The organism is Bacillus sp. XT-2, assembly GCF_025696525.1.
GTDB lineage: Bacteria > Bacillota > Bacilli > Bacillales > Bacillaceae > Bacillus > Bacillus halotolerans.
Genome location: NZ_JAHVOC010000002.1, coordinates 199982 through 223010 on the forward strand (window position 1 = coordinate 199982; position 23029 = coordinate 223010).

At 47.6% G+C, this 23029-nt stretch carries 23 protein-coding genes; 18 read left to right on the top strand and 5 right to left on the bottom strand.

Going from position 1 to position 23029, the window contains the following annotated elements; all coding sequences use genetic code 11:
* The first annotated feature begins 304 nt into the window (after window positions 1-304).
* From cydA to KXD37_RS07095, 5 genes are all read left to right on the top strand, one after another.
* A complete protein-coding gene (gene cydA / locus KXD37_RS07075) occupies window positions 305-1711 on the top strand; it encodes a cytochrome ubiquinol oxidase subunit I (RefSeq protein WP_263463447.1) in 1407 nt (468 codons plus the stop codon).
* A complete protein-coding gene (cydB, locus tag KXD37_RS07080; RefSeq protein ID WP_105954492.1) occupies window positions 1695-2711 on the top strand; it encodes a cytochrome d ubiquinol oxidase subunit II in 1017 nt (338 codons plus the stop codon). Before cydA ends, cydB begins: the two co-directional genes overlap by 17 nt.
* Window positions 2711-4414, top strand: coding sequence for a thiol reductant ABC exporter subunit CydD (gene cydD, locus KXD37_RS07085; RefSeq protein WP_263463448.1), 1704 nt, complete (start codon window positions 2711-2713; stop codon window positions 4412-4414). The genes cydB and cydD overlap by 1 nt, the downstream gene beginning before the upstream one ends.
* Entirely contained in the window at window positions 4411-6138 is a 1728-nt protein-coding gene (gene cydC, locus KXD37_RS07090) for a thiol reductant ABC exporter subunit CydC (RefSeq protein ID WP_024123350.1), read from the top strand. Before cydD ends, cydC begins: the two co-directional genes overlap by 4 nt.
* Window positions 6139-6223: 85 nt before the next feature.
* The gene (locus KXD37_RS07095; protein ID WP_254517935.1) at window positions 6224-7054 is read left to right on the top strand and encodes an NAD(P)H-hydrate dehydratase; all 831 of its coding nucleotides are present in this window, start codon (window positions 6224-6226) and stop codon (window positions 7052-7054) included.
* A 12-nt stretch (window positions 7055-7066) separates the two neighbouring features.
* Here KXD37_RS07095 and KXD37_RS07100 read toward each other — a convergent pair whose 3' ends face one another.
* Window positions 7067-8440 carry a purine-cytosine permease family protein gene (locus KXD37_RS07100; RefSeq protein ID WP_103672464.1) on the bottom strand — a complete coding sequence of 458 codons (1374 nt, stop codon included), beginning with the start codon at window positions 8438-8440 and terminating at the stop codon, window positions 7067-7069.
* 213 nt (window positions 8441-8653) lie between these two features.
* Here KXD37_RS07100 and sigY point away from each other — a divergent pair, with 213 nt between their 5' ends.
* The 6 genes from sigY to KXD37_RS07130 are packed head-to-tail and all read left to right on the top strand — an operon-like array spanning window position 8654 to window position 11558.
* On the top strand, window positions 8654-9190 hold the full coding sequence (gene sigY / locus KXD37_RS07105) for an RNA polymerase sigma factor SigY (RefSeq protein WP_095712702.1): 537 nt from the start codon (window positions 8654-8656) through the stop codon (window positions 9188-9190).
* Complete coding sequence (locus KXD37_RS07110) at window positions 9183-9500, top strand: YxlC family protein (RefSeq protein WP_188323377.1); 318 nt, start codon at window positions 9183-9185, stop codon at window positions 9498-9500. The genes sigY and KXD37_RS07110 overlap by 8 nt, the downstream gene beginning before the upstream one ends.
* A complete protein-coding gene (gene yxlD / locus KXD37_RS07115; RefSeq protein ID WP_059292240.1) occupies window positions 9500-9703 on the top strand; it encodes a sigma Y negative regulator YxlD in 204 nt (67 codons plus the stop codon). The genes KXD37_RS07110 and yxlD overlap by 1 nt, the downstream gene beginning before the upstream one ends.
* Window positions 9703-9891: a sigma Y negative regulator YxlE gene (gene yxlE / locus KXD37_RS07120; RefSeq protein WP_024123344.1), complete on the top strand. Its 189-nt coding sequence runs from the start codon at window positions 9703-9705 to the stop codon at window positions 9889-9891. The genes yxlD and yxlE overlap by 1 nt, the downstream gene beginning before the upstream one ends.
* 6 nt (window positions 9892-9897) lie before the next feature.
* A complete protein-coding gene (locus KXD37_RS07125) occupies window positions 9898-10785 on the top strand; it encodes an ABC transporter ATP-binding protein (protein WP_105990997.1) in 888 nt (295 codons plus the stop codon).
* Window positions 10782-11558, top strand: coding sequence for an ABC transporter permease (locus KXD37_RS07130; RefSeq protein WP_024123342.1), 777 nt, complete (start codon window positions 10782-10784; stop codon window positions 11556-11558). The genes KXD37_RS07125 and KXD37_RS07130 overlap by 4 nt, the downstream gene beginning before the upstream one ends.
* Here KXD37_RS07130 and KXD37_RS07135 read toward each other — a convergent pair.
* Entirely contained in the window at window positions 11555-12757 is a 1203-nt protein-coding gene (locus KXD37_RS07135; protein ID WP_101864291.1) for an MFS transporter, read from the bottom strand. The genes KXD37_RS07130 and KXD37_RS07135 overlap by 4 nt on opposite strands.
* A 98-nt stretch (window positions 12758-12855) precedes the next feature.
* Complete coding sequence (gene katX, locus KXD37_RS07140) at window positions 12856-14499, bottom strand: catalase KatX (protein WP_106019788.1); 1644 nt, start codon at window positions 14497-14499, stop codon at window positions 12856-12858.
* Window positions 14500-14626: 127 nt separating this feature from the next.
* Here katX and KXD37_RS07145 point away from each other — a divergent pair, with 127 nt between their 5' ends.
* The 7 genes from KXD37_RS07145 (at window position 14627) to licH (ending at window position 20981) form a co-directional block, all read left to right on the top strand.
* Window positions 14627-15217, top strand: a complete 591-nt coding sequence (locus tag KXD37_RS07145) for a DNA-3-methyladenine glycosylase (protein WP_101859756.1) — start codon at window positions 14627-14629, stop codon at window positions 15215-15217.
* Window positions 15218-15245: 28 nt separating this feature from the next.
* On the top strand, window positions 15246-15404 hold the full coding sequence (locus KXD37_RS07150) for a hypothetical protein (RefSeq protein WP_044159993.1): 159 nt from the start codon (window positions 15246-15248) through the stop codon (window positions 15402-15404).
* Between the two features lie 166 nt (window positions 15405-15570).
* On the top strand, window positions 15571-17490 hold the full coding sequence (licR, locus tag KXD37_RS07155) for a transcriptional regulator LicR (RefSeq protein WP_024123337.1): 1920 nt from the start codon (window positions 15571-15573) through the stop codon (window positions 17488-17490).
* Window positions 17491-17623: 133 nt separating this feature from the next.
* Window positions 17624-17932, top strand: coding sequence for a PTS lichenan transporter subunit IIB (gene licB, locus KXD37_RS07160; RefSeq protein ID WP_024123336.1), 309 nt, complete (start codon window positions 17624-17626; stop codon window positions 17930-17932).
* 15 nt (window positions 17933-17947) lie between these two features.
* The gene (gene licC / locus KXD37_RS07165; protein ID WP_024123335.1) at window positions 17948-19306 is read left to right on the top strand and encodes a PTS lichenan transporter subunit IIC; all 1359 of its coding nucleotides are present in this window, start codon (window positions 17948-17950) and stop codon (window positions 19304-19306) included.
* 17 nt (window positions 19307-19323) lie between these two features.
* On the top strand, window positions 19324-19656 hold the full coding sequence (licA, locus tag KXD37_RS07170) for a PTS lichenan transporter subunit IIA (RefSeq protein ID WP_024123334.1): 333 nt from the start codon (window positions 19324-19326) through the stop codon (window positions 19654-19656).
* Window positions 19653-20981, top strand: a complete 1329-nt coding sequence (gene licH / locus KXD37_RS07175) for a 6-phospho-beta-glucosidase LicH (protein ID WP_044159985.1) — start codon at window positions 19653-19655, stop codon at window positions 20979-20981. The genes licA and licH overlap by 4 nt, the downstream gene beginning before the upstream one ends.
* A gap of 32 nt (window positions 20982-21013) precedes the next feature.
* Here the strand turns inward: licH and KXD37_RS07180 are convergent, their stop codons facing one another.
* Complete coding sequence (locus tag KXD37_RS07180; RefSeq protein ID WP_095712711.1) at window positions 21014-22105, bottom strand: branched-chain amino acid aminotransferase; 1092 nt, start codon at window positions 22103-22105, stop codon at window positions 21014-21016.
* 140 nt (window positions 22106-22245) lie between these two features.
* Window positions 22246-23004 carry an SDR family oxidoreductase gene (locus KXD37_RS07185; RefSeq protein ID WP_254517934.1) on the bottom strand — a complete coding sequence of 253 codons (759 nt, stop codon included), beginning with the start codon at window positions 23002-23004 and terminating at the stop codon, window positions 22246-22248.
* Between the last annotated feature and the right edge of the window lie 25 nt (window positions 23005-23029).

Below are 23029 nucleotides of genomic sequence, written 5' to 3' on the forward strand. Positions count from 1 at the left end.
TAGCGACTGTCATAAATCAGCAACAAAATAGACAATAATCCGTCACATAGCGCAGTACTTTTTGGGTATTTTGGGCTTTATTTTTGAAGCAGATCGTTGTAAAGTACTTAATATGAACCATTCAGGGATCGTGCCATTCGTCAGTCTGGCAATCTTGAATCATATTGGACGACTTTTTGACGTATTTGTGAAATGTTGAGCATTATTTTTTTCGTCTATTTTGTGAAATACTGATCAAAGCTTCGGTTCTGCTTGTGAAGTAGTGAACAATATAACATTCTCAACCGGAAATGGAGGATAAAGCATGAGTGAATTAGTATTAGCCCGCATTCAATTTGCATCAACAACGTTGTTTCATTTCTTGTTTGTGCCAATGTCTATCGGGCTTGTGTTTATGGTTGCATTGATGGAGACTCTTTATCTTGTGAAGAAAAATGAGCTGTACCTCAAAATGGCGAAGTTTTGGGGACACTTATTCTTAATAAATTTCGCAGTCGGTGTTGTTACGGGGATTTTACAAGAATTCCAGTTTGGACTGAACTGGTCTGATTATTCCCGTTTTGTCGGAGATGTATTTGGCGCGCCACTTGCGATTGAAGCATTATTGGCGTTTTTCATGGAATCTATTTTTATCGGATTATGGATTTTCGGGTGGGACCGCCTGCCTAAAAAAATTCATGCGCTCTGCATTTGGCTCGTGTCATTCGGAACGATTATATCGTCTTTCTGGATCTTAACAGCGAACTCCTTTATGCAGGAGCCGGTCGGCTTTACGATCAAAAACGGCCGCGCGGAAATGAATGACTTTGGCGCGCTGATTACAAATCCGCAGCTTTGGGTTGAATTCCCGCACGTCATTTTCGGTGCGCTTGCCACCGGGGCTTTCTTTATCGCCGGTGTCAGTGCTTTTAAACTATTAAAGAAAAAAGAAGTGCCATTCTTTAAACAATCTTTCAAACTCGCAATGATTGTCGGGCTTTGTGCAGGCCTTGGCGTCGGCCTTAGCGGACACATGCAGGCTGAACACTTGATGGAGTCACAGCCAATGAAAATGGCTGCCAGTGAAGGGCTTTGGGAAGACAGCGGCGACCCTGCCGCTTGGACGGCCTTTGCCACAATTGATACGAAAAATGAAAAGAGCTCTAATGAAATCAAAGTTCCTTACGCATTGAGCTATCTGGCTTATCAAAAATTCAGCGGCAGTGTCAAAGGAATGAAAACACTTCAGGCAGAGTACGAAAAAGTGTACGGAAAAGGCGACTATATTCCGCCTGTCAAAACGACGTTCTGGAGTTTCCGCATTATGGTTGGAGCAGGTGTTGTTATGATTCTTGCTGCGTTAGGCGGCCTTTGGCTAAACCGCCGCAAAAAGCTGGAAAACAGCAAATGGTATTTGCGCATCATGATCGCATTGATTTCCTTCCCGTTTATTGCAAACTCTGCGGGCTGGATTATGACAGAAATCGGGCGTCAGCCTTGGACGGTCATGGGTTTAATGACAACGGCTCAATCCGTGTCGCCTAACGTAACGGCGGGCTCCCTGTTATTCTCAATCATCGCGTTCGGTGTGATGTATATGATTTTGGGCGCATTGCTCGTCTTCTTGTTCATCCGTGAAATTAAAAAAGGCGCGGAGTATGATGATCATCATGATGTTCCTGTATCAACAGATCCATTTAGTCAGGAGGTATACCATGGCATCTCTTCATGATCTTTGGTTTATACTCGTTGCTGTATTGTTTGTAGGTTTCTTCTTTTTGGAAGGCTTTGATTTTGGGGTCGGCATGGCGACCCGTTTTCTTGGCCATAATGAATTAGAGCGCAGAGTGCTGATCAACACGATCGGACCGTTCTGGGACGCGAATGAAGTATGGCTTTTGACTGGTGCGGGTGCTATCTTCGCGGCGTTTCCAAACTGGTATGCAACAATGCTGAGCGGTTATTACATTCCGTTTGTCATTGTGCTGCTTGCGTTAATGGGCCGCGGGGTCGCGTTTGAATTCCGCGGCAAGGTTGATCATTTGAAATGGGTAAAGGTTTGGGACTGGGTGGTTTTCTTCGGCAGTCTGATTCCTCCGTTTGTGCTCGGTGTGTTATTTACGACATTATTCCGCGGTATGCCGATTGATGCCGATATGAACATTCACGCGCACTTATCTGATTATATAAATGTATATTCTGTACTAGGCGGCGTGACCGTAACACTTCTTTGCTTCCAGCATGGATTAATGTTCATCACGCTGCGTACGATTGGTGATTTGCAGCAGCGCGCCCGACAAATGGCGCAAAAGATAATGGGTGTTGTTTTTGTGGCGGTGCTTGCTTTCGCGGCCCTTTCTGCTTATGAGACAGACATGTTTACACGCCGCGGCGAGATTACAATACCGCTTGTTGTTTTAATTGTCATCTGCTTTATGCTTGCAGCTTTATTCATCCGCAAGAAAAAAGACGGCTGGACATTTGCGATGACAGGCGCGGGGCTTGCTCTGACCGTAGGAATGATTTTCATTTCATTATTCCCTCGGGTGATGGTCAGCTCGATTCAAAGCGCGTTCGATTTAACAGTAGCTAACGCTTCTTCCGGTGATTATTCGCTAAAAGTCATGTCAATTGCAGCATTAACGCTATTGCCGTTTGTAATCGGCAGCCAGATCTGGAGCTATTATGTCTTCCGGAAGCGCGTCAGTCATAAGGAGCCTATGACTTATTAATGGGAAAAGACCTGTTTCGATATAAAGGAATGAAGCGGATTCTCACCGTGATTACTTGCTTAACGCTGATTCAGACAGCCGCTATTATCATGCAGGCAGAGTGGCTGAGTGAAGCTGTGACCGGGCTTTTCAACGGGAAGAGCATTGCCTCCCTGTTTCCGGTGATCGGCTTTTTCCTCATCGCTTTTGTCGCGCGGCACGGGGTGACAGTGGCGCGTCAGAAAATCGTCTATCATTATGCCGCCCGGACGGGAGCTGATTTGAGGAAAAGCTTTCTCGATCAGCTGTTCCGCTTAGGCCCCCGCTTTGCAAAGAAAGAGGGGACGGGGCAAATGGTGACGCTGGCGATGGAAGGCATCAGCCAATTCCGCCGCTATCTAGAGCTGTTTTTGCCGAAAATGGTCAGCATGACGATTGTGCCGGCTGCGGTTGTCATCTACGTGTTTTTTCAGGATCGGACTTCTGCGATTATTTTAGTCGCGGCCCTGCCGATTCTGATTATTTTTATGATTCTTCTTGGCCTTGTCGCACAGCGAAAAGCGGATCGCCAGTGGAAATCATACCAGACATTGTCCAACCATTTCGTTGATTCTCTTCGCGGATTGGAGACTTTGCGTTTTTTAGGATTGAGCAAATCGCATAGCAAAAACATTTTCCACGTCAGTGAGCGGTATCGCAAAGCGACAATGAGCACACTGCGAGTGGCGTTTTTATCTTCATTTGCTCTCGATTTTTTCACGATGCTGTCGGTGGCGACAGTTGCTGTGTTTTTAGGCTTGCGTTTGATTGACGGCGATATTTTGCTTGGCCCCGCTTTAACAGCGCTTATTCTGGCACCTGAATATTTTCTGCCGGTGCGGGAAGTGGGAAATGATTATCATGCGACACTTAATGGTCAGGAAGCGGGCAAGACGATTCAAGACATATTATCTCAGCCGGGATTCAAAGAAGAGGCTCCGCTTCAGCTTGAAACATGGTCCAATCAGGATGAACTGAAGCTGTCAGGTGTCTCAGCCGGCCAAGCGATGTCTGATATTACTCTTTCATTTAAAGGGAAGAAAAAATTCGGCATCATTGGAGCAAGCGGTGCCGGAAAATCAACTTTAATCGATATTCTCGGAGGATTTTTGGAGCCGGATGACGGTGTTATCAGTGTGAATGGTTCAAGCCGTTCGCATCTGCAGGACGGGAACTGGCAGAAAAACCTGCTCTATATTCCGCAGCATCCTTATATTTTTGATGATACGCTGGCGAACAATATCCGGTTTTATCACCCAAGCGCTTCTGCTGAAGATACAGCCCGCGCTGCTTCCTCAGCGGGATTGACGGAGTTTGTAAACACTCTTCCTGAAGGATTAGAGGGACGGATCGGAGAAGGCGGCCGGGCGCTCAGCGGCGGTCAGGCTCAGCGTGTCGCGCTTGCCCGCGCTTTTTTGGGTAACCGCCCGATTCTGCTGCTGGATGAGCCGACCGCCCATCTGGATATCGAAACAGAATATGAAATAAAAGAAACGATGCTGGATTTATTTGATGACAAGCTCGTCTTTCTCGCGACACACCGCCTCCATTGGATGCTTGATATGGATGAAATTATCGTGCTGGACGGAGGCAGTATAGCAGAAATCGGGACTCACGATGAATTGCTGTCGAAAAACGGTGTGTACACCAAACTCGTGAAGGCACAACTGGGGGAAAGAGCATGAAGAAAGAAGAATGGATTCTGCCGTATATCAAGCAAAATGCCCGTCTGTTTGTTCTTGTTGTCTTTTTGGGTGCGGTGACGATTTTTTCCGCTGCTTTTCTCATGTTTACTTCAGGGTTTTTAATTTCAAAGGCGGCGACAAGGCCGGAGAACATCCTGCTCATTTATGTGCCGATTGTCGCCGTTCGAACCTTTGGGATCGCCCGGTCTGTGTCACGTTATGTGGAGCGCCTGATCGGGCATCATATCATTTTGAAAATCGTGTCAGACATGCGCGTCCGCCTTTACAACATGCTTGAGCCTGGCGCTTTGATGCTGCGGTCCCGTTTTCGCACGGGAGATATGCTCGGCATTTTGTCTGAGGATATTGAGCATTTGCAGGATGCCTTCTTAAAAACCATTTTCCCTGCCATCTCAGCCTTGCTTTTGTATGCTGTTTCAGTGATTGCGCTCGGCTTTTTCTCCTGGCCGTTTGCCATTTTGCTGGCGCTTTATTTGTTTGTTCTGGTTGTGCTGTTTCCGGTCGTGTCTTTGCTTGTGACGCGGGCGAAGAATGCCAAGCTGAAAAGCGGGCGAAATGTGCTGTACAGCCGTCTCACAGATGCCGTGATGGGTGTCAGCGACTGGATGTTCAGCGGACGCCGGCATGCTTTTATTGATTCCTATGAAAGAGAAGAAAACGCTTGGTTTGAGCTGGAACGCAAAAAACATCGTTTTACAAGATGGCGGGATTTTGCCGCGCAATGCCTTGTCGCCGGCCTCATTTTGCTGATGCTGTTTTGGACGGCGGGGCAGCATGCAAATGGCGAACTCGCCAAAACGATGATTGCTGCCTTTGTGCTTGTTGTGTTCCCGCTGACAGAAGCTTTTCTGCCGCTTTCTGATGCTTTGGGCGAAGTGCCGGGTTATCAGGATTCTATCAGAAGAATGAACAAGGTGGCTCCTCAGCCTGAGGCTTCACAAACAGAGTCTGCGGCTGACAGGCTTGATCTCAAAGACGTCACTTTGGCGTTTCGTGATGTGACGTTTTCTTATGACAACAGCAGCCAAGTACTGAACCATTTTTCCTTTACGCTGCGCCAAGGAGAAAAAATGGCGCTGCTCGGCCGGAGCGGCTCAGGAAAATCAACATCACTCGCATTAATTGAGGGCGCATTGAATCCTGACTCAGGCTCGGTAACGTTAAACGGAGTGGACACGGCGCTTGTAAAGGATCAGATTGCTGATGCGGTGGCTGTGTTAAATCAAAAGCCTCACTTGTTTGATACAAGCATTTTGAATAACATCAGGCTCGGAAACGGAAAGGCGAGCGACGAGGATGTGCGCCGCGCCGCAAAGCAGGTGAAGCTGCATGATTACATTGAGTCGCTGCCTGATGGATATCATACTTCAGTTCAAGAAACCGGAATCCGATTTTCAGGAGGAGAGCGGCAGCGGATCGCGCTCGCCCGGATTTTGCTGCAGGATACGCCGATCATTATACTTGATGAGCCTACAGTAGGCTTGGACCCTATCACGGAACGCGAACTGATGGAAACCGTGTTTGAGGTGCTGAAAGGTAAAACGATTCTTTGGATTACGCATCACTTGGCGGGAGTGGAAGCAGCCGATAAAATCGTCTTTCTTGAAAATGGAAAAACAGAAATGGAAGGAACACACGAGGAACTGCTGGCGACGAACGAACGGTATCGCCGTCTTTATCACCTCGACGTTCCTGTAAAATAAAAGACAGCCTCTGGGGCTGTCTTTTTTGTTTGAAAAGGAAGTAGTGCAGGAAAAATAAGAAGAGATAATAAGAGGAGGTATGGATATGAATGTTCCGATTTGGACGGAAGAGCATGTAAGGGCTGCGCTCCCTGAAAGAGATGCAGCGAGCCATAAAGGTACGTACGGTACGGCTTTGCTGCTGGCGGGAAGCGACGACATGCCGGGCGCTGCGCTTTTAGCCGGGCTTGGTGCCATGCGGAGCGGTCTCGGCAAGCTTGTCATCGGCACGTCTGAAAGCGTGATCCCGCTGATCGTTCCGGTTCTGCCGGAGGCCACGTATTGGCGTGACGGCTGGGAAAAAGCGGCGGGCTCTCGCCTTGAAGAGACGTACCGGGCAATTGCGATCGGTTCGGGGCTTCCGCAAACAGAGAGGGTGCAGCAGGCCGTTGATCAAGTCCTTGAGAAGGATTGCCCCGTTATTTTGGATGCCGGGGCGCTGACAAAGCGCACGTATCCGAAACGGAAGGCGCCCGTCATCCTTACGCCGCATCCAGGTGAGTTTTCCCGAATGACAGGGGTTCCGGTGAAAGACTTGCAAAATAAAAGAGAAGAATATGCCAAGGAGTGGGCGGTTCAGCTGCAAACGGTGATCGTGTTAAAAGGAAATCAAACCATCATCGCGTTTCCCGATGGCGACTGCTGGAGCAATCCGACCGGAAACGGGGCACTCGCCAAAGGCGGAACCGGCGACACACTGACGGGAATGATATTGGGCATGCTTTGCTGCCACAAAGACCCGAAACATGCCGTATTAAATGCCGTATACTTGCACGGTGCATGCGCCGAGCTTTGGACTGACGAACACTCTGCCCATACGCTGCTCGCCCACGAGCTCTCTGACATGTTGCCTCGTGTGTGGAAACGATTTGAATGAAAAAAGCTGTCTTCATAGGGAAGACAGCTTTTCTTGATAGCCCGCTCGTTTTTTCAGTCGCGGTTTCATGAGTACATAATATAGAACAGAAGGCACGGCTAAGCCGATAATCCATGCAATATCCCCGCCGCCAAACATTTTTGCCAATGGCCCGATGTAAAAGGATGTATTGATAAACGGAATTTCTAACAAGATGGATAGAATGAAAGCAATCGTTGTGATCCAATTGACTCTTCCATATGGCCCGTTGACATCAAACATCGCTTTGACCTCATAGTTCCCGTGGCGGACGAAGTAGTAATCCACTAAATTGATCGCCGTCCATGGAATTAAGAAATAACTGATAAAAAAGATAAAATTCAAAAACAGCTCCATAAAATTGCTTTGCCCGAGAAGGCTTAGGACTGTTCCGACGATTGTGACGCCAAGGATCATGATGATTCTGATTTTCGGTGTGACTTTTAATTTTAGAAACGGCTCAAGCGTAGTCGTCGTGGACATAAAAGCTCCATACAAGTTAAAGACATTAATCGCCATCTGGCCAAATAAAACAATGATCAGCATAATGAACGAGAAGGGGCCGAACAATTGCACAATCTGGGTCCCTGAGTTTGTCGTAAAATCAGGAAGTGCTGTGGTCAGCAGCGCGCCGAGCAGCATCATCCAGATGGAGCTGACAGATGTTCCTGCGTAGCTGTACCAAAACGTTTGGGACGCCGGTGTTTTAATTGGCAGATATCTGGAATAATCGGCGACATAAGGCGCATAGGCAAGCTGCCAAGTTGCTACGGCGCTGACTGCCACCAAGAAAACGGGCAAGTCGATCGTCCCGGGCATCCAGCTGCCTGCCGGAATCGGTAATTGGAAAATGAGTATCGTTGCAGCAAAAAATACGGCAAAAGAGGTCCAAGAAAGGATTTTTTGCATTTTGTGAATCAAATCATGACCGAAAATGGTGAGTAAAAAACATGCGGCGCTTAAGCCTATAATGCTCCATGATCCCGGGATGGGAACAAAGCTGCTTAAGGTCCCGGCCGCCAGAATTGTACTGCTTGCGAAGAAACCAAGGTAGATAAACATGACTAAGAAGAGGGGAAGAATCGCTCCGATTACGCCGAATTGGGCACGGCTTTGAATCATTTGCGGGATGCCGAGCTGGGGTCCTTGCGCGGAATGAGAAGCCATAAATATGGCACCGATTAAGGTTCCGCAAATAATAGCGGCAACACTCCAAAACAGATTAAGTCCCATTGCAACGGGAAGAGTACCGGTCACTAACGTGGTGATATGCATATTGGCCCCGAACCATACGGGAAATAAATCTTTTGCTTTACCATGTCTTTCTTCATTCGGAATATATTCAATCGTTCGCCTTTCTACTTTCAATGCATCGTCCTCCATATATAATGAAATTTTGAAATAGACATAAAAACATAGCTTAACAGACTGTACTTCGCTTTACAAATTTAGATGTTCACGAAAACTGATGAGAGGCCAGTGAAGTCAATAGATCAAAAGAATTATAAAAAAAGTTGAACGCTCTGGAATCCGGTGTCGTCTCATAAGGCAAGATAACAAAAAAAGGGGGGATCGCGGCCGTTGGATACAAATGAAGAACAGCAATTGATTCAGCAGGCGAAAGAGGGAAGCGACGAGGCGTTTACAGCCCTTTTTCAGCATTATTATTCTTTTCTATATAAATACTTGTTAAAGCTTTCCCTTCACCCTGACGTCAGCGAGGATCTAGTTCAGGAAACCTTTCTGAAAGGATACGTCCATCTGGGGAGTTTTCAAGGCCGATCCAAATTCTCCACTTGGCTGATCTCTATCGCGTCAAGACTCTACCTTGATCACCAGAAAAAGAGAAAGAGAGAATGGAAACGAAATCAGGCTGTTACAGAGGAAACGATACGCAAGATCAAGTGGGACGTGTCAACGAAAGGCTCTGAGTGGAGCGAGACGCTTGATCTCTTTTCTCAGCTTGACCCGAAGCTGCGCACGCCCGTTTTATTAAGGCACTATTACGGCTATACCTATGCTGATATCGGAATGATGCTGCATATCAAAGAAGGCACGGTAAAGTCCAGAGTCCATAAAGGGCTCCAGCAAATCAGAAAGGAGTGGACTGATGAATAAAGAAAAGCAATCTGTTCATTTAAAATCGGAATTGCAGAAAATTGACCAATGCGCCAACCCGAATATACCGAGTCAAAAAGAATTGCTTGATCAGCTGTCACAAATGAAAGCCGAACGAAGAAAAAGCGTGCTGAAAGAAGTTATCTTATTTGTGTTTTCTGCACTGGTAGTGGTAAGCGCGGCGACTCTGGCATTTACTCAAGTTCCCGCTGCTTTTGTCGTGCTTCAGGTCTGTGCGCTGGCTGTCCTGCCGATTTTGATTGCAGCTGAGAAAAAACGATACCTTGGCGAACGTGAGGTGAAACACTGATGTCCCAAACAGATTTGACGATTTTTGTGTTTGCTTATCTGATTGTATTGGCACAGGGAATCTTTTTATTCATTGATGCGAAAAAACGGGATCGTCTGGCATGGGTGTGGGGAATTGTCGGACTGATTCAAGCGCCGATGCCTCTGATTTGCTATTACTTTTTTGTGATAAGGCCTGACCGAAAAAATAGGAGGATCAGCTAATGAATATTTCTTGGGAAATGATTGTACCGCTGATTGTGTTACAGGCCGTGCTGGCAGTGTTTGCCCTGATCAGCTGTGTGAAAGAAGAGCGGACAAACGGGCCGAAATGGATGTGGGCAGCAGTAATTATATGCATCAATATTATTGGGCCGATTTTATTTTTTACCGTCGGCAGAAAGCAAAGGTGAGCGAGCATGCTATCTATTGAGTCATTATGCAAATCATACCGGCATCATCAAGCTGTACGGAATGTCAGCTTTCAAGTCATGGAGAACGAGTGTGTCGCTCTATTAGGACCGAATGGGGCTGGTAAAACCACAACGCTTCAAATGCTGTCCGGACTGCTGTCACCCACCTCCGGGACGGTCAAGCTGTACGGGGAGCAAAAAGCAGATCGCAGTATGATCGGCTACCTTCCGCAGTACCCGGCTTTTTATTCATGGATGACGGCAAATGAATTTTTAACCTTTGCCGGGAGACTGTCTGGCCTTTCAAAGAAAAAATGCCAAGAGAAAATAGGCGAAATGCTGGAGTTTGTCGGTTTGCAGGACGCGGCAAACAAAAGAATCGGCGGTTATTCTGGCGGCATGAAACAAAGGCTCGGTCTGGCTCAGGCTCTGCTTCATAAACCGAAGCTTTTGATTTTGGATGAACCGGTTTCTGCCCTGGATCCTTCAGGGCGTATCGAGGTGCTGGATATGATGCGGGAGCTGAAAAAACATATGGCTGTTTTGTTTTCTACTCACGTTTTGCACGATGCGGAGCAGGTGTGTGATCAAGTCGTGATCATGAAAAGCGGCGAGATTTCATGGAAAGGCGCTTTACAGCAGCTCAAAGAACAGCATCAAACGAATGTTTTCACTCTTACTGTGAAAGAGAAACTGAAAGGCTGGCTTGAAGAGAAGCCTTATATATCCGATGTTGTCTATATGAATCCGTCCCAAGCTGTTTTTGAGCTAAGCGATACAGGCTCTGGCAGGATATTGCTGAGTGATTGTATCCAAATGGGATTGACAGTCACCCGTTTTGAACAGAAAACAGAGTCTCTCGAAGACGTCTATCTTAAGGTGGTGCACGCATGAATGTCATGATGACGCTATTACAAAAGGAATGGCTGGAAGGCTGGAGAAGCGGAAAGCTGATCTGGCTGCCCATTGCGATGATGATCGTGGGGCTGACACAGCCGCTGACCATTTATTATATGCCGGAAATCATTGCGCATGGGGGGAACCTTCCAGACGGTATGAAAATCAGTTTTACCATGCCTTCCGGATCTGAGGTGATGGTGAGCACGCTTTCCCAATTTAACACGCTTGGCATGGCGCTGATCATCTTCAGTGTCATGGGCAGTGTGGCGAATGAAAGAAATCAAGGTGTAACGGCTCTGATTATGTCGCGGCCTGTGACTGCAGCCCAGTATATATTGAACAAATGGATCACCCAAAGCATGATCGGGATCGCGTCGTTTGCAGCTGGGTACGGACTTGCTTATTATTACGTTCGGATATTGTTTGAGCACGCATCGTTCAGCCGCTTTGCAGCAAGCCTCGGGCTCTACTCTCTTTGGATGATGTTTATTGTTACTGCAGGGCTTGCCGGAAGCACGATGTTTCGGTCTCTCGGAGCAGCCGCGGCAGCCGGAATTGGGCTGACGGCTGCCGTTTCCTTTGCTGTCTCGCTTTTTCCTGATGGTGCGAAATGGCTGCCGGCTGAGCTTTGCAAGCAGGCGGAGCATATTCTTCTTCATGGAGAGCGGGCGGACTTTTTCGGATGGTCGCTCACATTCTCCATTCTGTGCATCATGCTTCTGGCCGTTTTTTCTGTGTGGCGCTTCCGCCGGTATGAAAGCTATTAACTGATCAGTTTTCGCTTTGTGGCCAGCATCATCATCAAAGCGGCCAATGCCATCAATCCGGCTCCATAAAATACCTCGGCCAAACCGAAAATCTGTGCGATTTTTCCGGCGAGAAGGGGGCCGGTAAAGATGCCCAGCGCATAAAACGATTGATAAAATCCCATGGCTGACATTTTTAAACGCGCTGAGCTGATATCGACGACCCGGCTTAACAATAGGGGAAACACAAAGCCAAGCGCCAGACCGATGAAAGCATGGGTCATGCAAACTGTGAGCAATGAAGCTGAAAAAGGAACGAACATCAAACAGACTCCAATGACAGCAAAACAGATCAGCATGGTGCCATAGGCGATTCTTCCGGTAAAACGCAAAAACAAAAAGCTCAGGGTAGCCGCTGCATGAGGGAGAAAAAAGGCGGTCATCACCCAAAGCAGTTCGATGTCTCCCATTCCGAGCTGGTTCGTGTAAAGCGGCGTAAAACCAAACACCGTCATAAATAGCACGGCATGTGCAGTCATAGATAGAATCGTGAAAATCTTCAGCTTCGGCAGCCGCAATGTGTCTTTGATGTGTTGCGTTATACGGAGAGACTTACGTTGCCCAGAAGAAACGGACGGATCTTTAATAAAGCAGCATATCACAAGGCCGATGCACGAGGCAGCCAGTGCCATCCAAAACGGAACCTGCCTGCCTAAATGCGCTGCTGCAAGCCCGCAGAACACAATGCTGACAAACTGAGGCATGACGGTAAAAAACTGCATGATGCCCATTGCTTTTGAGGCACTGCCATCTTTGAAATAATGAGCGTATAGAATCGTCGCCATCACCCACATGGATGCTGTAATCCCCGCGAGAAGCCGGGCGGTCAGGACGAAGAAAAAAGAATCAAACGCAAGAAAAAGCACGCTACTGAGAATGGAACATCCAAAGCCGGCGATTAACAATGGCTTACGCAGAGAAAAAAGAATTTCTGACAGAACCCCAAGCGGGAACCGCAGCAGGATTTGGGTCACCCCGTAGCTTCCGAGAATCATGCCGATCGCTCCGTATGAAAAGTGCAGATCCTCCAAATACAGGCTGAAAACAGGAACGTAAATATAGCCCGAAAACCAAAAACAAAATACCATGCATAAGAAAACGGCGTGATCTAAAGTGCCGATTGTTTTTTGCTGAGGAATCAGCGGCTGCTGAATTTCCATGCTCTCACCACCTCTTTCCTTCCAGTACAACACAATTTGTGGAAACGTTTCAATAGAGAAATGAAAAAACAGGACTTCAAAAAGTCCTGTTCTTGGTGTTAATACGGATCAGACGGATGGCTTTCCTGTTCAGCCTGCTCGGCGGCTTGAGCCGTTTCTGTCGTGCCGACCGGTCCGTTGCTGTTATTTTCTGAAGCCTTTTTCAGCCCTTCCGCCACGCGTTTTCCGTAGTCCGGATCGGCTTTTGTGAAATTCTCAATCATTTGCTCCTGAATTTCTTTTCTGCAGGTTGAAAGCGTATTGACCAGATTTGTGATGAGTTCAGTACGCTCAAACTCAGTAAATCTCCGGTACGTTTCACCGGCTTGTCCGAAATTGTTCGTTCTGTCAATCGCTTCCCGCTTCAGGTTACCTTCGACATGCGGGGTGTGGTCTTTACCATCTTGCTTCGCTTCCTTCAGCCCGCCCATAATCGACGGTTCATAGTTGACATGCGGATTTTGACCTTCGCCGATATCCACGCGGTACTGCATTTGACCCCCTTGCTGGTTGGTCGCGACGTGTTTTTTCGGTGAGTTGATTGGCAGCTGCAGGTAGTTTGCGCCAACTCTGTACCGCTGCGTATCGGAATAGGCAAACGTCCGTCCTTGAAGCAATTTGTCATCAGAAAAATCAAGTCCGTCGACAAGGACCCCTGTGCCGAATGAAGCCTGTTCTACTTCAGAATGGTAATTCTCAGGGTTTTTGTTTAACACTAATTTGCCGATCGGCTTCCACGGAAAGTCCTCTTTATACCACAGCTTAGTCGGATCAAGCGGATCAAAGTCGAGATCCGGATGCTCGTCATCACTCATGATTTGGGCATACACCTCCCACTCCGGATAATCGCCGTTTTCAATCGCTTCATACAAATCCTGTGTCGCGTGGTTGAAGTTTTTCCCCTGAATCTTTTCTGCTTCCTTCTGTGTCAGGTTGCGGACGCCCTGTTTCGGTTCAAAATGGTATTTTACAAGAACGGCCTTGCCTTCCTCATTCACCCATTTGTAGGCATGAACGCCTGAACCCTGCATCTGCCGGTAGTTGGCAGGAATGCCCCAAGGCGAAAACAAGAATGTGATCATATGTGTCGCTTCAGGAGATTGAGAAATGAAGTCGAAAATACGTTCACCATCTTGGATATTGGTCACCGGATCAGGCTGAAACGCGTGTACAAGATCCGGGAATTTCAGCGGATCGCGAATAAAAAAGATTTTCAGGTTGTTCCCGACCAAATCCCAGTTTCCGTCTTCAGTATAAAGCTTAACGGCAAAACCGCGCGGGTCCCGTAATGTTTCAGGTGAATGTTTTCCGTGATTCACCGTGGAAAAACGGACAAATGCCGGCGTTTTCTTGCCTTTTTCCTGGAAAAGCTTCGCTCGTGTGTACTTTGAAATCGGCTCGTCTCCAAAACTGCCATAGGCTTCGAAATATCCGTGTGCGCCTGCACCCCTGGCATGCACAACACGTTCGGGAATGCGTTCCCTGTCAAAGTGGCTGATTTTTTCGAGAAAATCGTAATTTTCCAGCGTTGTCGGCCCTCTGTTCCCGACCGTCCTCACATTCTGGTTGTCGGTGACAGGATGCCCCTGTCTGTTCGTCAAGGTATCCTCTGACTCGTTTTTCCCGGATGTCTTATGAGAAAGCGCATCCTCACTGCCTTCGACATTTGTGCCGTGATACTCTTTTTGATGATCATCTTTCATTGGTTGAGCCTCCTTTTTGAACGGTAACAATATTCCCTTAATGGAAGAATTTTAAAACTGAAGTTTTTTTTTAGCTGCTTCGGGAATGGTACAATTACCAAAACGAAAAAAGGAGAGTACGACATTCGTGACCAGAAAAAGAAATCCGCTGCCCATCACGTTTTATCAAAAAACGGCCCTAGAACTGGCTCCTTCTCTTCTCGGCTGTCTTTTGGTAAAGGAAACGGATGAAGGGACAGCTTCAGGTTTTATTGTGGAAACAGAGGCCTATATGGGAGCCGGGGACAGAGCAGCCCACAGCTTTAACAACCGCCGGACGAAGCGGACTGAGATTATGTTTGGTGAAGCTGGCCGTGTGTATACGTATGTGATGCACACCCATACATTGCTGAACGTCGTTGCCGCAGAAGAGGATGTTCCGCAAGCGGTATTGATCAGGGCGATTGAGCCTCATGAAGGCCAGCTGTTAATGGAGGAAAGAAGGCCGGGCCGGCGTCCGAGAGAATGGACAAATGGTCCCGGAAAGTTAACGAAAGCGCTTGGCGTCACGATGAATGACTACGGACGCTGGATCACGGAACAGCCGCTTTACATTGAAAGCGGGTACACACCGGAAGACATGTCAACCGGCCCGCGCATCGGCATCGACAACAGCGGAGAGGCGCGCGATTATCCGTGGCGTTTCTGGGTGACGGGAAACAGGTACGTGTCGCGTTAGCATGTTTAAACAAAGGGGAATCAGGGGAATGGTTGAGAAAAAAGAAGGGAGAATCGGAGCTTTGAAAAAAATGATCAAAACCGTTATCAAATGGGCGCCGGTCATTTACCCGGTTGTTCGAAAAATCATGAAGGACCGCAAGGCGTCTAAACAAAAGAACATGTCCGCATCCCGAACAGCCGGCTGATCCCGGCTGTTTTTTTATGGGTCTGTTTTCCCTCTTGTCCTCCCGATGTTCATTGACTTGCATTTCTCCCCATTATAGAATTTATATACATTTCGCTTTCCCTTCACCACATCCTTTCTGCCTACTTATGTAATTCCTGCATCTATCTTGATAGGAGGTTTTTCTCATGCTGCATGGGCGACTTCGTGAAATTCTGCGCTTATTGATGGCGGCTGAAGTTCCGGTGACAAGCTCGGTATTTGCCGCACATTTACATGTGACGACGCGGACGGTCCGCAATGATATAAAGGAACTCCAAGATGTGATAAGCGGCCATGGCGCTTTGGTTCAATCGGTAAGAGGCTCGGGATACAAGCTGCGCATTCATGACGAGCAGACCTTTAGAACGCTGCTGCAAGACGTGTTTCAGCAGAAAAAGGGGCTGCCGGTATTTCCCGAGGAGAGGATTACATATCTCATGAAACGGCTGCTGCTGGCGGATCATTATCTCAAGCTGGATGAGCTGGCCGAAGAACTTTTTATCTCAAAATCTACACTCCAAACCGATTTAAAGGAAGTGAAGAAACGGCTGCTTCCTTACCGCATTGTCATGGAAACACGCCCGAATTACGGCTTCAAGCTGCGCGGAGACGAGGTGCAGATGAGGTACTGTATGGCGGAGTACATTGTTGATGAAAGAGAAACAGAAATTGATTTTCTGAATGAAAAGGCTGATATTTTGCCAAAGGAAGAAATTGAGATCATCCATTCTGTGATTATGAGAAAGATTAAAAACGACCGGATTCCTCTGTCTAACCTTGGATTGAATAACCTCATCATTCATATCGCCATCGCCTGTAAGCGGATCAGAACGGAACACTATGTTTCTCTTTTCCCGGAAGATATGGATCACATTCTGCATCAAAAAGAATACCAGGCTGCTGAAGCAATTGTGAAAGAACTGGAATCAGCCCTTAGCGTCACGTTTCCGGAAAATGAAACGGCTTATATCGCCATGCATCTTCTCGGCACGAAACGAATGACACAGCCGCAGTGCGGAGAAGGCGAATTTTCAATCGATGAAGAAACAGATCGGCTGACTGCCGCCATGATCGAAGCGGTCGACCGAGAATTAAAGCTCGGCATCCTGCATGATCAAGAGCTGAAAATTGGCTTGGCACTGCATGTAAAACCCGCGATCACCCGCAACCGGTATGGCATGAATCTGAGAAATCCGATGCTGGCAGCGATCAAAGAAAATTATCCTCTCGCCTTTGAGGCCGGAATCATCGCCGGAATCGTCATAAAAGAAAAAACGGGCATCGATATTCATGAAAATGAAGTCGGTTATTTAGCGCTGCACTTCGGCGCCGCAATTGAACGGAAGAAAACAGAAAGCCCGCCTAAGCGCTGCATCATCGTTTGTGCGTCAGGTGCGGGAAGTGCCCAGCTTCTGAGGGAAAAACTTCGCTCCCACTTCGGCAAACGGATCGATATTCTCGGCACGGCTGAATATTACAGTCTTGACCAGTTGTCTTATGAATCGATTGATTTTGTGGTCAGCACCATTCCGATCAAAAAAGAACTCCCTGTGCCTGTACTAAAGGTAAACACCATCTTAGGCGGAACCGATTTTACAAAAATAGAATCCATCCTGAATGATGAGAAAGAAAAAGCTGTCAGCTATCTCAAAAAGGATCTCGTTTTTTTCCAGAAGGATCTGCGTTCGAAAGAAGAGGTGATTCAATTTTTAGGTCAGAAAGCAGTGGACGGCGGCTATGCGAATAAGGAAATCATAGATTCTATATTTGATAGAGAAGAGATGTCGCCAACGTGCTTCGGCAACCTCGTGGCCATTCCGCACCCGCTCGTCCCGCAGACGCAAACGACATTTTGGGCCGTCTGTACGCTCAAAAAGCCGATAGACTGGGAGAATAAACGGGTTCAATTTGTTTGCCTGCTTTGTGTCGAAAAGGAAAACAAAGCGGATTTGCAAAGCATGTATAAACTGCTCGGCAGTATTTTGGATGATCCGGCAGCGGTAAGCCAGCTGTTAAAAAGCCGCACGTACCAAGAGCTCTCCGATGTGTTTGACAAAAAACGATAAACTGACAGCCTGGATATACCTTTTTTCCGTTTCCTGCGGAAAAACCTTGAGTGTTTATGAAAGCGATTTCATAATATGATGTTATCAACAGCAGGACATACAAATTCTATCAAACTCTTAGGGGGTCTTTTATATGAATATATTACTCGTTTGTGCAGCAGGCATGTCAACAAGCTTACTCGTCAGCAAGATGGAAAAAAGCGCGCAGGAACAAGGAAAAGACTATACCATTTGGGCAGTATCAGGTGATTCTGTACAAAATCATATCGATAAAGCGGATGTATTGCTCCTCGGCCCGCAAGTCCGTTACATGCTTCCTCAGCTGAAAAAACTAGGAGAATCAAAGGGTGTTCCGGTAGACGTCATTAACACAGTCCATTATGGGACGTGCAACGGAGCGGAAGTGCTGAAATCGGCTGAACAGCTTGGAAACGCGTCATAGAGAGGGGCGGGCTATGTGAATAAAGTCAATCAGTTGTTAGAAGAGAAGGTCATGCCTATAGCGGGAAGAATTGCGGGGCAGCGTCATTTGCAGGCGCTCCGTGACGGTATCATTTTAACAATGCCGCTTATTATCATCGGCTCCTTTTTCCTCATCATCGGCAACCTCCCGATTCCCGGATATGCCGATTTTATGGCAAAAACGTTCGGCAGCGCCTGGTCTGAGAAGCTCGCTTACCCGGTTGATGCCACCTTTGAAATTATGGGGCTTGTCGCCGCATTCGGCATCGCCTACAGGCTGGCGGAGAAATATGGGGTCGATGCCTTGTCAGCTGGTGCCATCTCCCTTGCGGCTTTCCTCTTAGCGACACCGTATCAAGTGCCGTTTACGCCGGATGGCTCGACGAAAGAGATAATGGTCAGCGGCGGTATTCCGCTTTCGCTGATGGGAAGTAAAGGCCTGTTTGTCGCCATGATTATCGCGATGGTGTCAACAGAGATTTACCGTCTCATTATCCAGCGCAATATGGTTTTTAAAATGCCGGATGGTGTTCCGCCGGCGGTCAGCAAGTCATTTGTCGCTTTAATCCCCGGCTTTGCCGTCATCTTCCTGATTTGGGCAGCACGACTGATTGTTGAAGCGACGCCGTTTGAAAGCCTTCATAATATTGTAAGCGTTTTACTGGGAACACCGCTCTCCATTCTTGGCGGAAGCCTCGGGGGCAGCCTTATCGCAGAAGCCGTCAAAATGCTTTTATGGGCCTGCGGTCTTCACGGCGCCAACATTGTCGGCGGCGTCATGGCACCGATTTGGTACGGCGCCATGGATGCCAACCGGATCGCGTTCCAAGCCGGTGAGGAGCTGCCTAAGATTTTCACCCAGCAATTTTTCGATATCTGGATCAATATCGGCGGAAGCGGTGCCACTCTTGCACTGGTTGTCACGATGTTCCTTCGCGCCCGAAGCAAACAAATGAAGCAGCTCGGAAAGCTTGCGATCGGCCCGGCGGTCTTCAATATTAACGAACCGATCATTTTTGGAATGCCGATCGTCATGAACCCGATGCTCTTGATTCCGTTTATCGTCACGCCGCTTATCACACTGACACTCACATACATCGGAATGAGCACCGGACTTGTCGCCAAACCTGCGGGTATCGCAGTCCCGTGGACCATGCCGCCGATCTTTTCAGGCTACTTGGCGACAGGAGGCAAAATATCAGGCGCGGTCATGCAAGCCATTAATATTGCCGTTTCCTTTGTTGTCTACTACCCGTTCTTCAGAATGTGGGATAAACAGAAGCTGAAAGAAGAAAACGAATTAGAGCTCGTTCAAACGCCTGCTGTTTCAGACGACAAAGAGGCGGCTTTGTAAAGAAAGGAGTGAGTCGCGTGAATGAGAAAATGGAGCAAATTATTTTTCAAATCATTCTTCACGGAGGAAACGGAAGGAGCTCCGCAATGGAAGCGATCGCCGCCGCGAAAAACGGCGACAGCGAAGAGGCGCGGAGTAAGCTTCAAGAAGCTGCGGATGAATTATCAAAAGCCCATCATTATCAGACAGAACTGATCCAAAGTGAAGCAGGCGGAGAAAAAACAGAAATGACACTGCTGATGGTCCACGCTCAGGATCATTTAATGAATGCCATGACAGTCAAGGATTTGGCGGCTGAATTCATTGAGCTATATGAAAAAATCACCGTGCAAGGGGGAGCAAGCATATGACAAAAGGATTGAAAATTGTAACGATTGGCGGAGGCTCAAGCTATACACCGGAGCTTGTGGAAGGTTTAATCAAACGGTACAAGGAGCTGCCTGTACGTGAATTATGGCTCGTTGATATTCCTGAAGGCGAGGAAAAATTGAACATTGTCGGCACGCTCGCCAAGCGGATGGTTGAAAAAGCCGGTGTCCCGATCGACATTCACCTCACTTTGGACAGGAGGGAAGCGCTGAAAGATGCAGACTTTGTGACGACTCAATTCCGGGTCGGACTGCTGCAGGCGAGAGCCAAGGATGAGCGCATTCCATTAAAATATGGCGTCATCGGCCAGGAAACAAACGGCCCGGGAGGACTCTTTAAAGGATTGCGCACCATTCCGGTCATCCTAGAGATTGCGAAGGACATCGAGGAGCTTTGTCCGAACGCATGGCTTGTCAATTTCACAAATCCGGCAGGTATGGTGACGGAGGCCTTGCTTCGCTACTCCAACCTGAAGAAAGTCGTCGGTCTCTGCAATGTCCCGATCGGCATCAAAATGGGCGTAGCGAAAGCGCTCGATGTAGATGTTGACCGGGTAGAGGTTCAATTTGCCGGATTGAATCATATGGTGTTCGGAATGGACGTCTTCTTAGACGGTGTCAGCGTGAAGGATAAAGTCATTGAAGCGATGGGTGATCCGAAAAACGCGATGACAATGAAAAACATCTCCGGCGCTGAGTGGGAGCCAGAATTCTTAAAAGCACTCGACATGATCCCTTGCGGCTACCACCGCTACTATTTCAAAACAAAAGAAATGTTCGAGCACGAGCTTGAAGCATCACAAACGGAAGGCACCCGTGCTGAAGTAGTGCAAAAGGTAGAGCAAGAGCTGTTCGAGCTTTATAAAGATCCAAATTTGGCGATCAAGCCGCCGCAGCTTGAAAAACGCGGAGGTGCTTACTACAGCGATGCAGCGTGCAACCTCATCAGCTCCATTTACAATGATAAACACGACATTCAGCCGGTGAACACGGTCAATAACGGTGCGATTGCAAGCATTCCAGATGATTCCGCTGTTGAAGTAAACTGCGTGATGACGAAAAACGGCCCTAAGCCAATCGCCGTAGGCGATCTGCCAGTATCTGTCCGCGGTCTCGTCCAGCAAATCAAATCATTTGAGCGTGTCGCGGCGGAAGCGGCTGTCACAGGCGACTACCAAACAGCGCTGCTTGCCATGACGATTAATCCTCTCGTACCATCCGACACAGTGGCCAAACAGATCTTAGACGAAATGCTGGAGGCGCACAAAGCACATCTGCCGCAGTTCTTTAACAAAATTGAAGCATAAAAAAACCGGCCCGTTTTGGGCCGGTTTTTTGTTTATTTGCTTTCAGTGAGCGTTGCGACTTCAGTCGTCCATCCAAATTCATCAGGAACTGTACCCTTTTGAATGCCTGTGATCGTGTCATACAGCTTTTTAGAGATTTCTCCCGTTTCACCGTTGTTGATCATCAGTGTTTCGTCATTCCAGATCAGTTCGCCGACTGGAGAAATAACAGCAGCCGTACCCGTTCCGAAGGCTTCTTCAAGAACGCCGTCTTTATGGGCTTGGATGACTTCATCAACGGCGATTCTTCGTTCTGATACCGGAAGCCCCCAATGCTTAAGCAAGGTGATGACGGAATTGCGCGTGATGCCCTCCAGAATGCTGCCGTTCAGCATCGGTGTCACAATTTCACCGTTGATTTTAAAGAAGATGTTCATGCTGCCGACTTCTTCGATGTATTTTTTCTCAATGCCGTCCAGCCAGAGAACCTGAGAAAATCCTTTCTCTTCTGCAACCTGCTGCGCTTTTAAGCTTGAAGCGTAGTTTCCTGCGGTTTTCGCATCTCCCGTTCCGCCTTTTACCGCACGGACAAATTCACTTTCCACAGCAATTTTGACAGGCTTAATGCCTTCTTTGTAATATGAGCCGACCGGAGAAAGGATGATAAAGAGCTTATACGTATGAGATGCCGCGACACCAAGGAAAGGTTCGGTTGCGATAATGAATGGACGGATGTAAAGGGACGTGCCCTCCGCATTCGGAATCCAGTCTTTATCAATAGCGATCAGCTGTTTTAAACCCTCAAGAACCTGTTCTTCATCAATTTGCGGAATACAGATGCGGTCATTTGATTTATTCAGGCGCTCCATATTTTTTTCCGGTCTGAAAAGCAGAACATGGTCATCCTCTGTGACGTAAGCCTTTAAGCCTTCAAACACCGTTTGGCCATAGTGATATACCATTGCGGCCGGGTCCATTGAAACGGCTTGATAAGGAATGATTCTCGGATCGTACCAGCCTTTATCAGATGCGTAGTCCATTACAAACATGTGGTCTGTAAACACTCTTCCGAAAGAAAGCTGATGTGGATCTGGTTTCGGTTTTTTGGCTGATGTTAATTCAACTCGAATCGTTTGTTTAGTCATGGTCAATCTCCCTGTTGTTAAATTGTTTATATTATCAAACTTATTTGAAAATATTTTATATTCTATTGTATACCTTCACCAAATAATCGCAATAGGTTTGCTCAAATTTGTAAAAAATTTATAAGAAAAAGCAGGAGAAATTAATTCTCCTGCGCATTCATTTGTTCAAATACTCTGTCGTAATCGGCACGGACCGCATTCCGCAGACCTTCGACACGTTCATTTGTAATCTCTTGTTTGCCTTCTTTTAAGCCGTCTAAGAAATATTGAACATATTCTTCAGGTGTAATGCCGCGGTACGACAGACCTTGCTTATCGCGTGATTTTTGATTTAAACCCGTGTCAACCATAGGCGGCGCCATCTCGATCACTTCAACGCTTGTATCACGAAGCTGGTATCTGAGCGTGAGTGAGAAGGAGTGGAGCGCCGCTTTTGTTGCACAGTACACCGGATAAACAGCTAACGGGTTAAACGCGAGCCCGGACGTTACCTGAACAATTGCCGCTTCCGGCTGATTCATCAAGTGAGGCGTAAAAAGAGCTGATAAATGGACAGGCGCTTGGATATTCAGCTCTATTTCATCCCCGTCCACAAAGAGTTCCTCAGTCCCTTTTTTAAAGTCAATTTCCTTTTGAATGCCCGCATTGTTAACGAGAACGTTCAGCTTTGGAAATTCCTTCTGGGCCCATTCAAACAATGCCTCACGCTCCGTGCGGTCAGCGACATCGCATTGTTTTGTATGGAGGGCTGGGAGCTGTTTTTTCGCTTCTGCAAGACGCGTTTCGCTGCGTCCGCAAATGATCACTTCATTCCCGAGCTCAAGCAGCCGTTTGGCCAGTTCAAGCCCGATGCCTGCTGAACCGCCTGTGATCAAAACCGTATTGCCTGTCATCTTCATTGATGTAACACCTCTTATCAAGCTG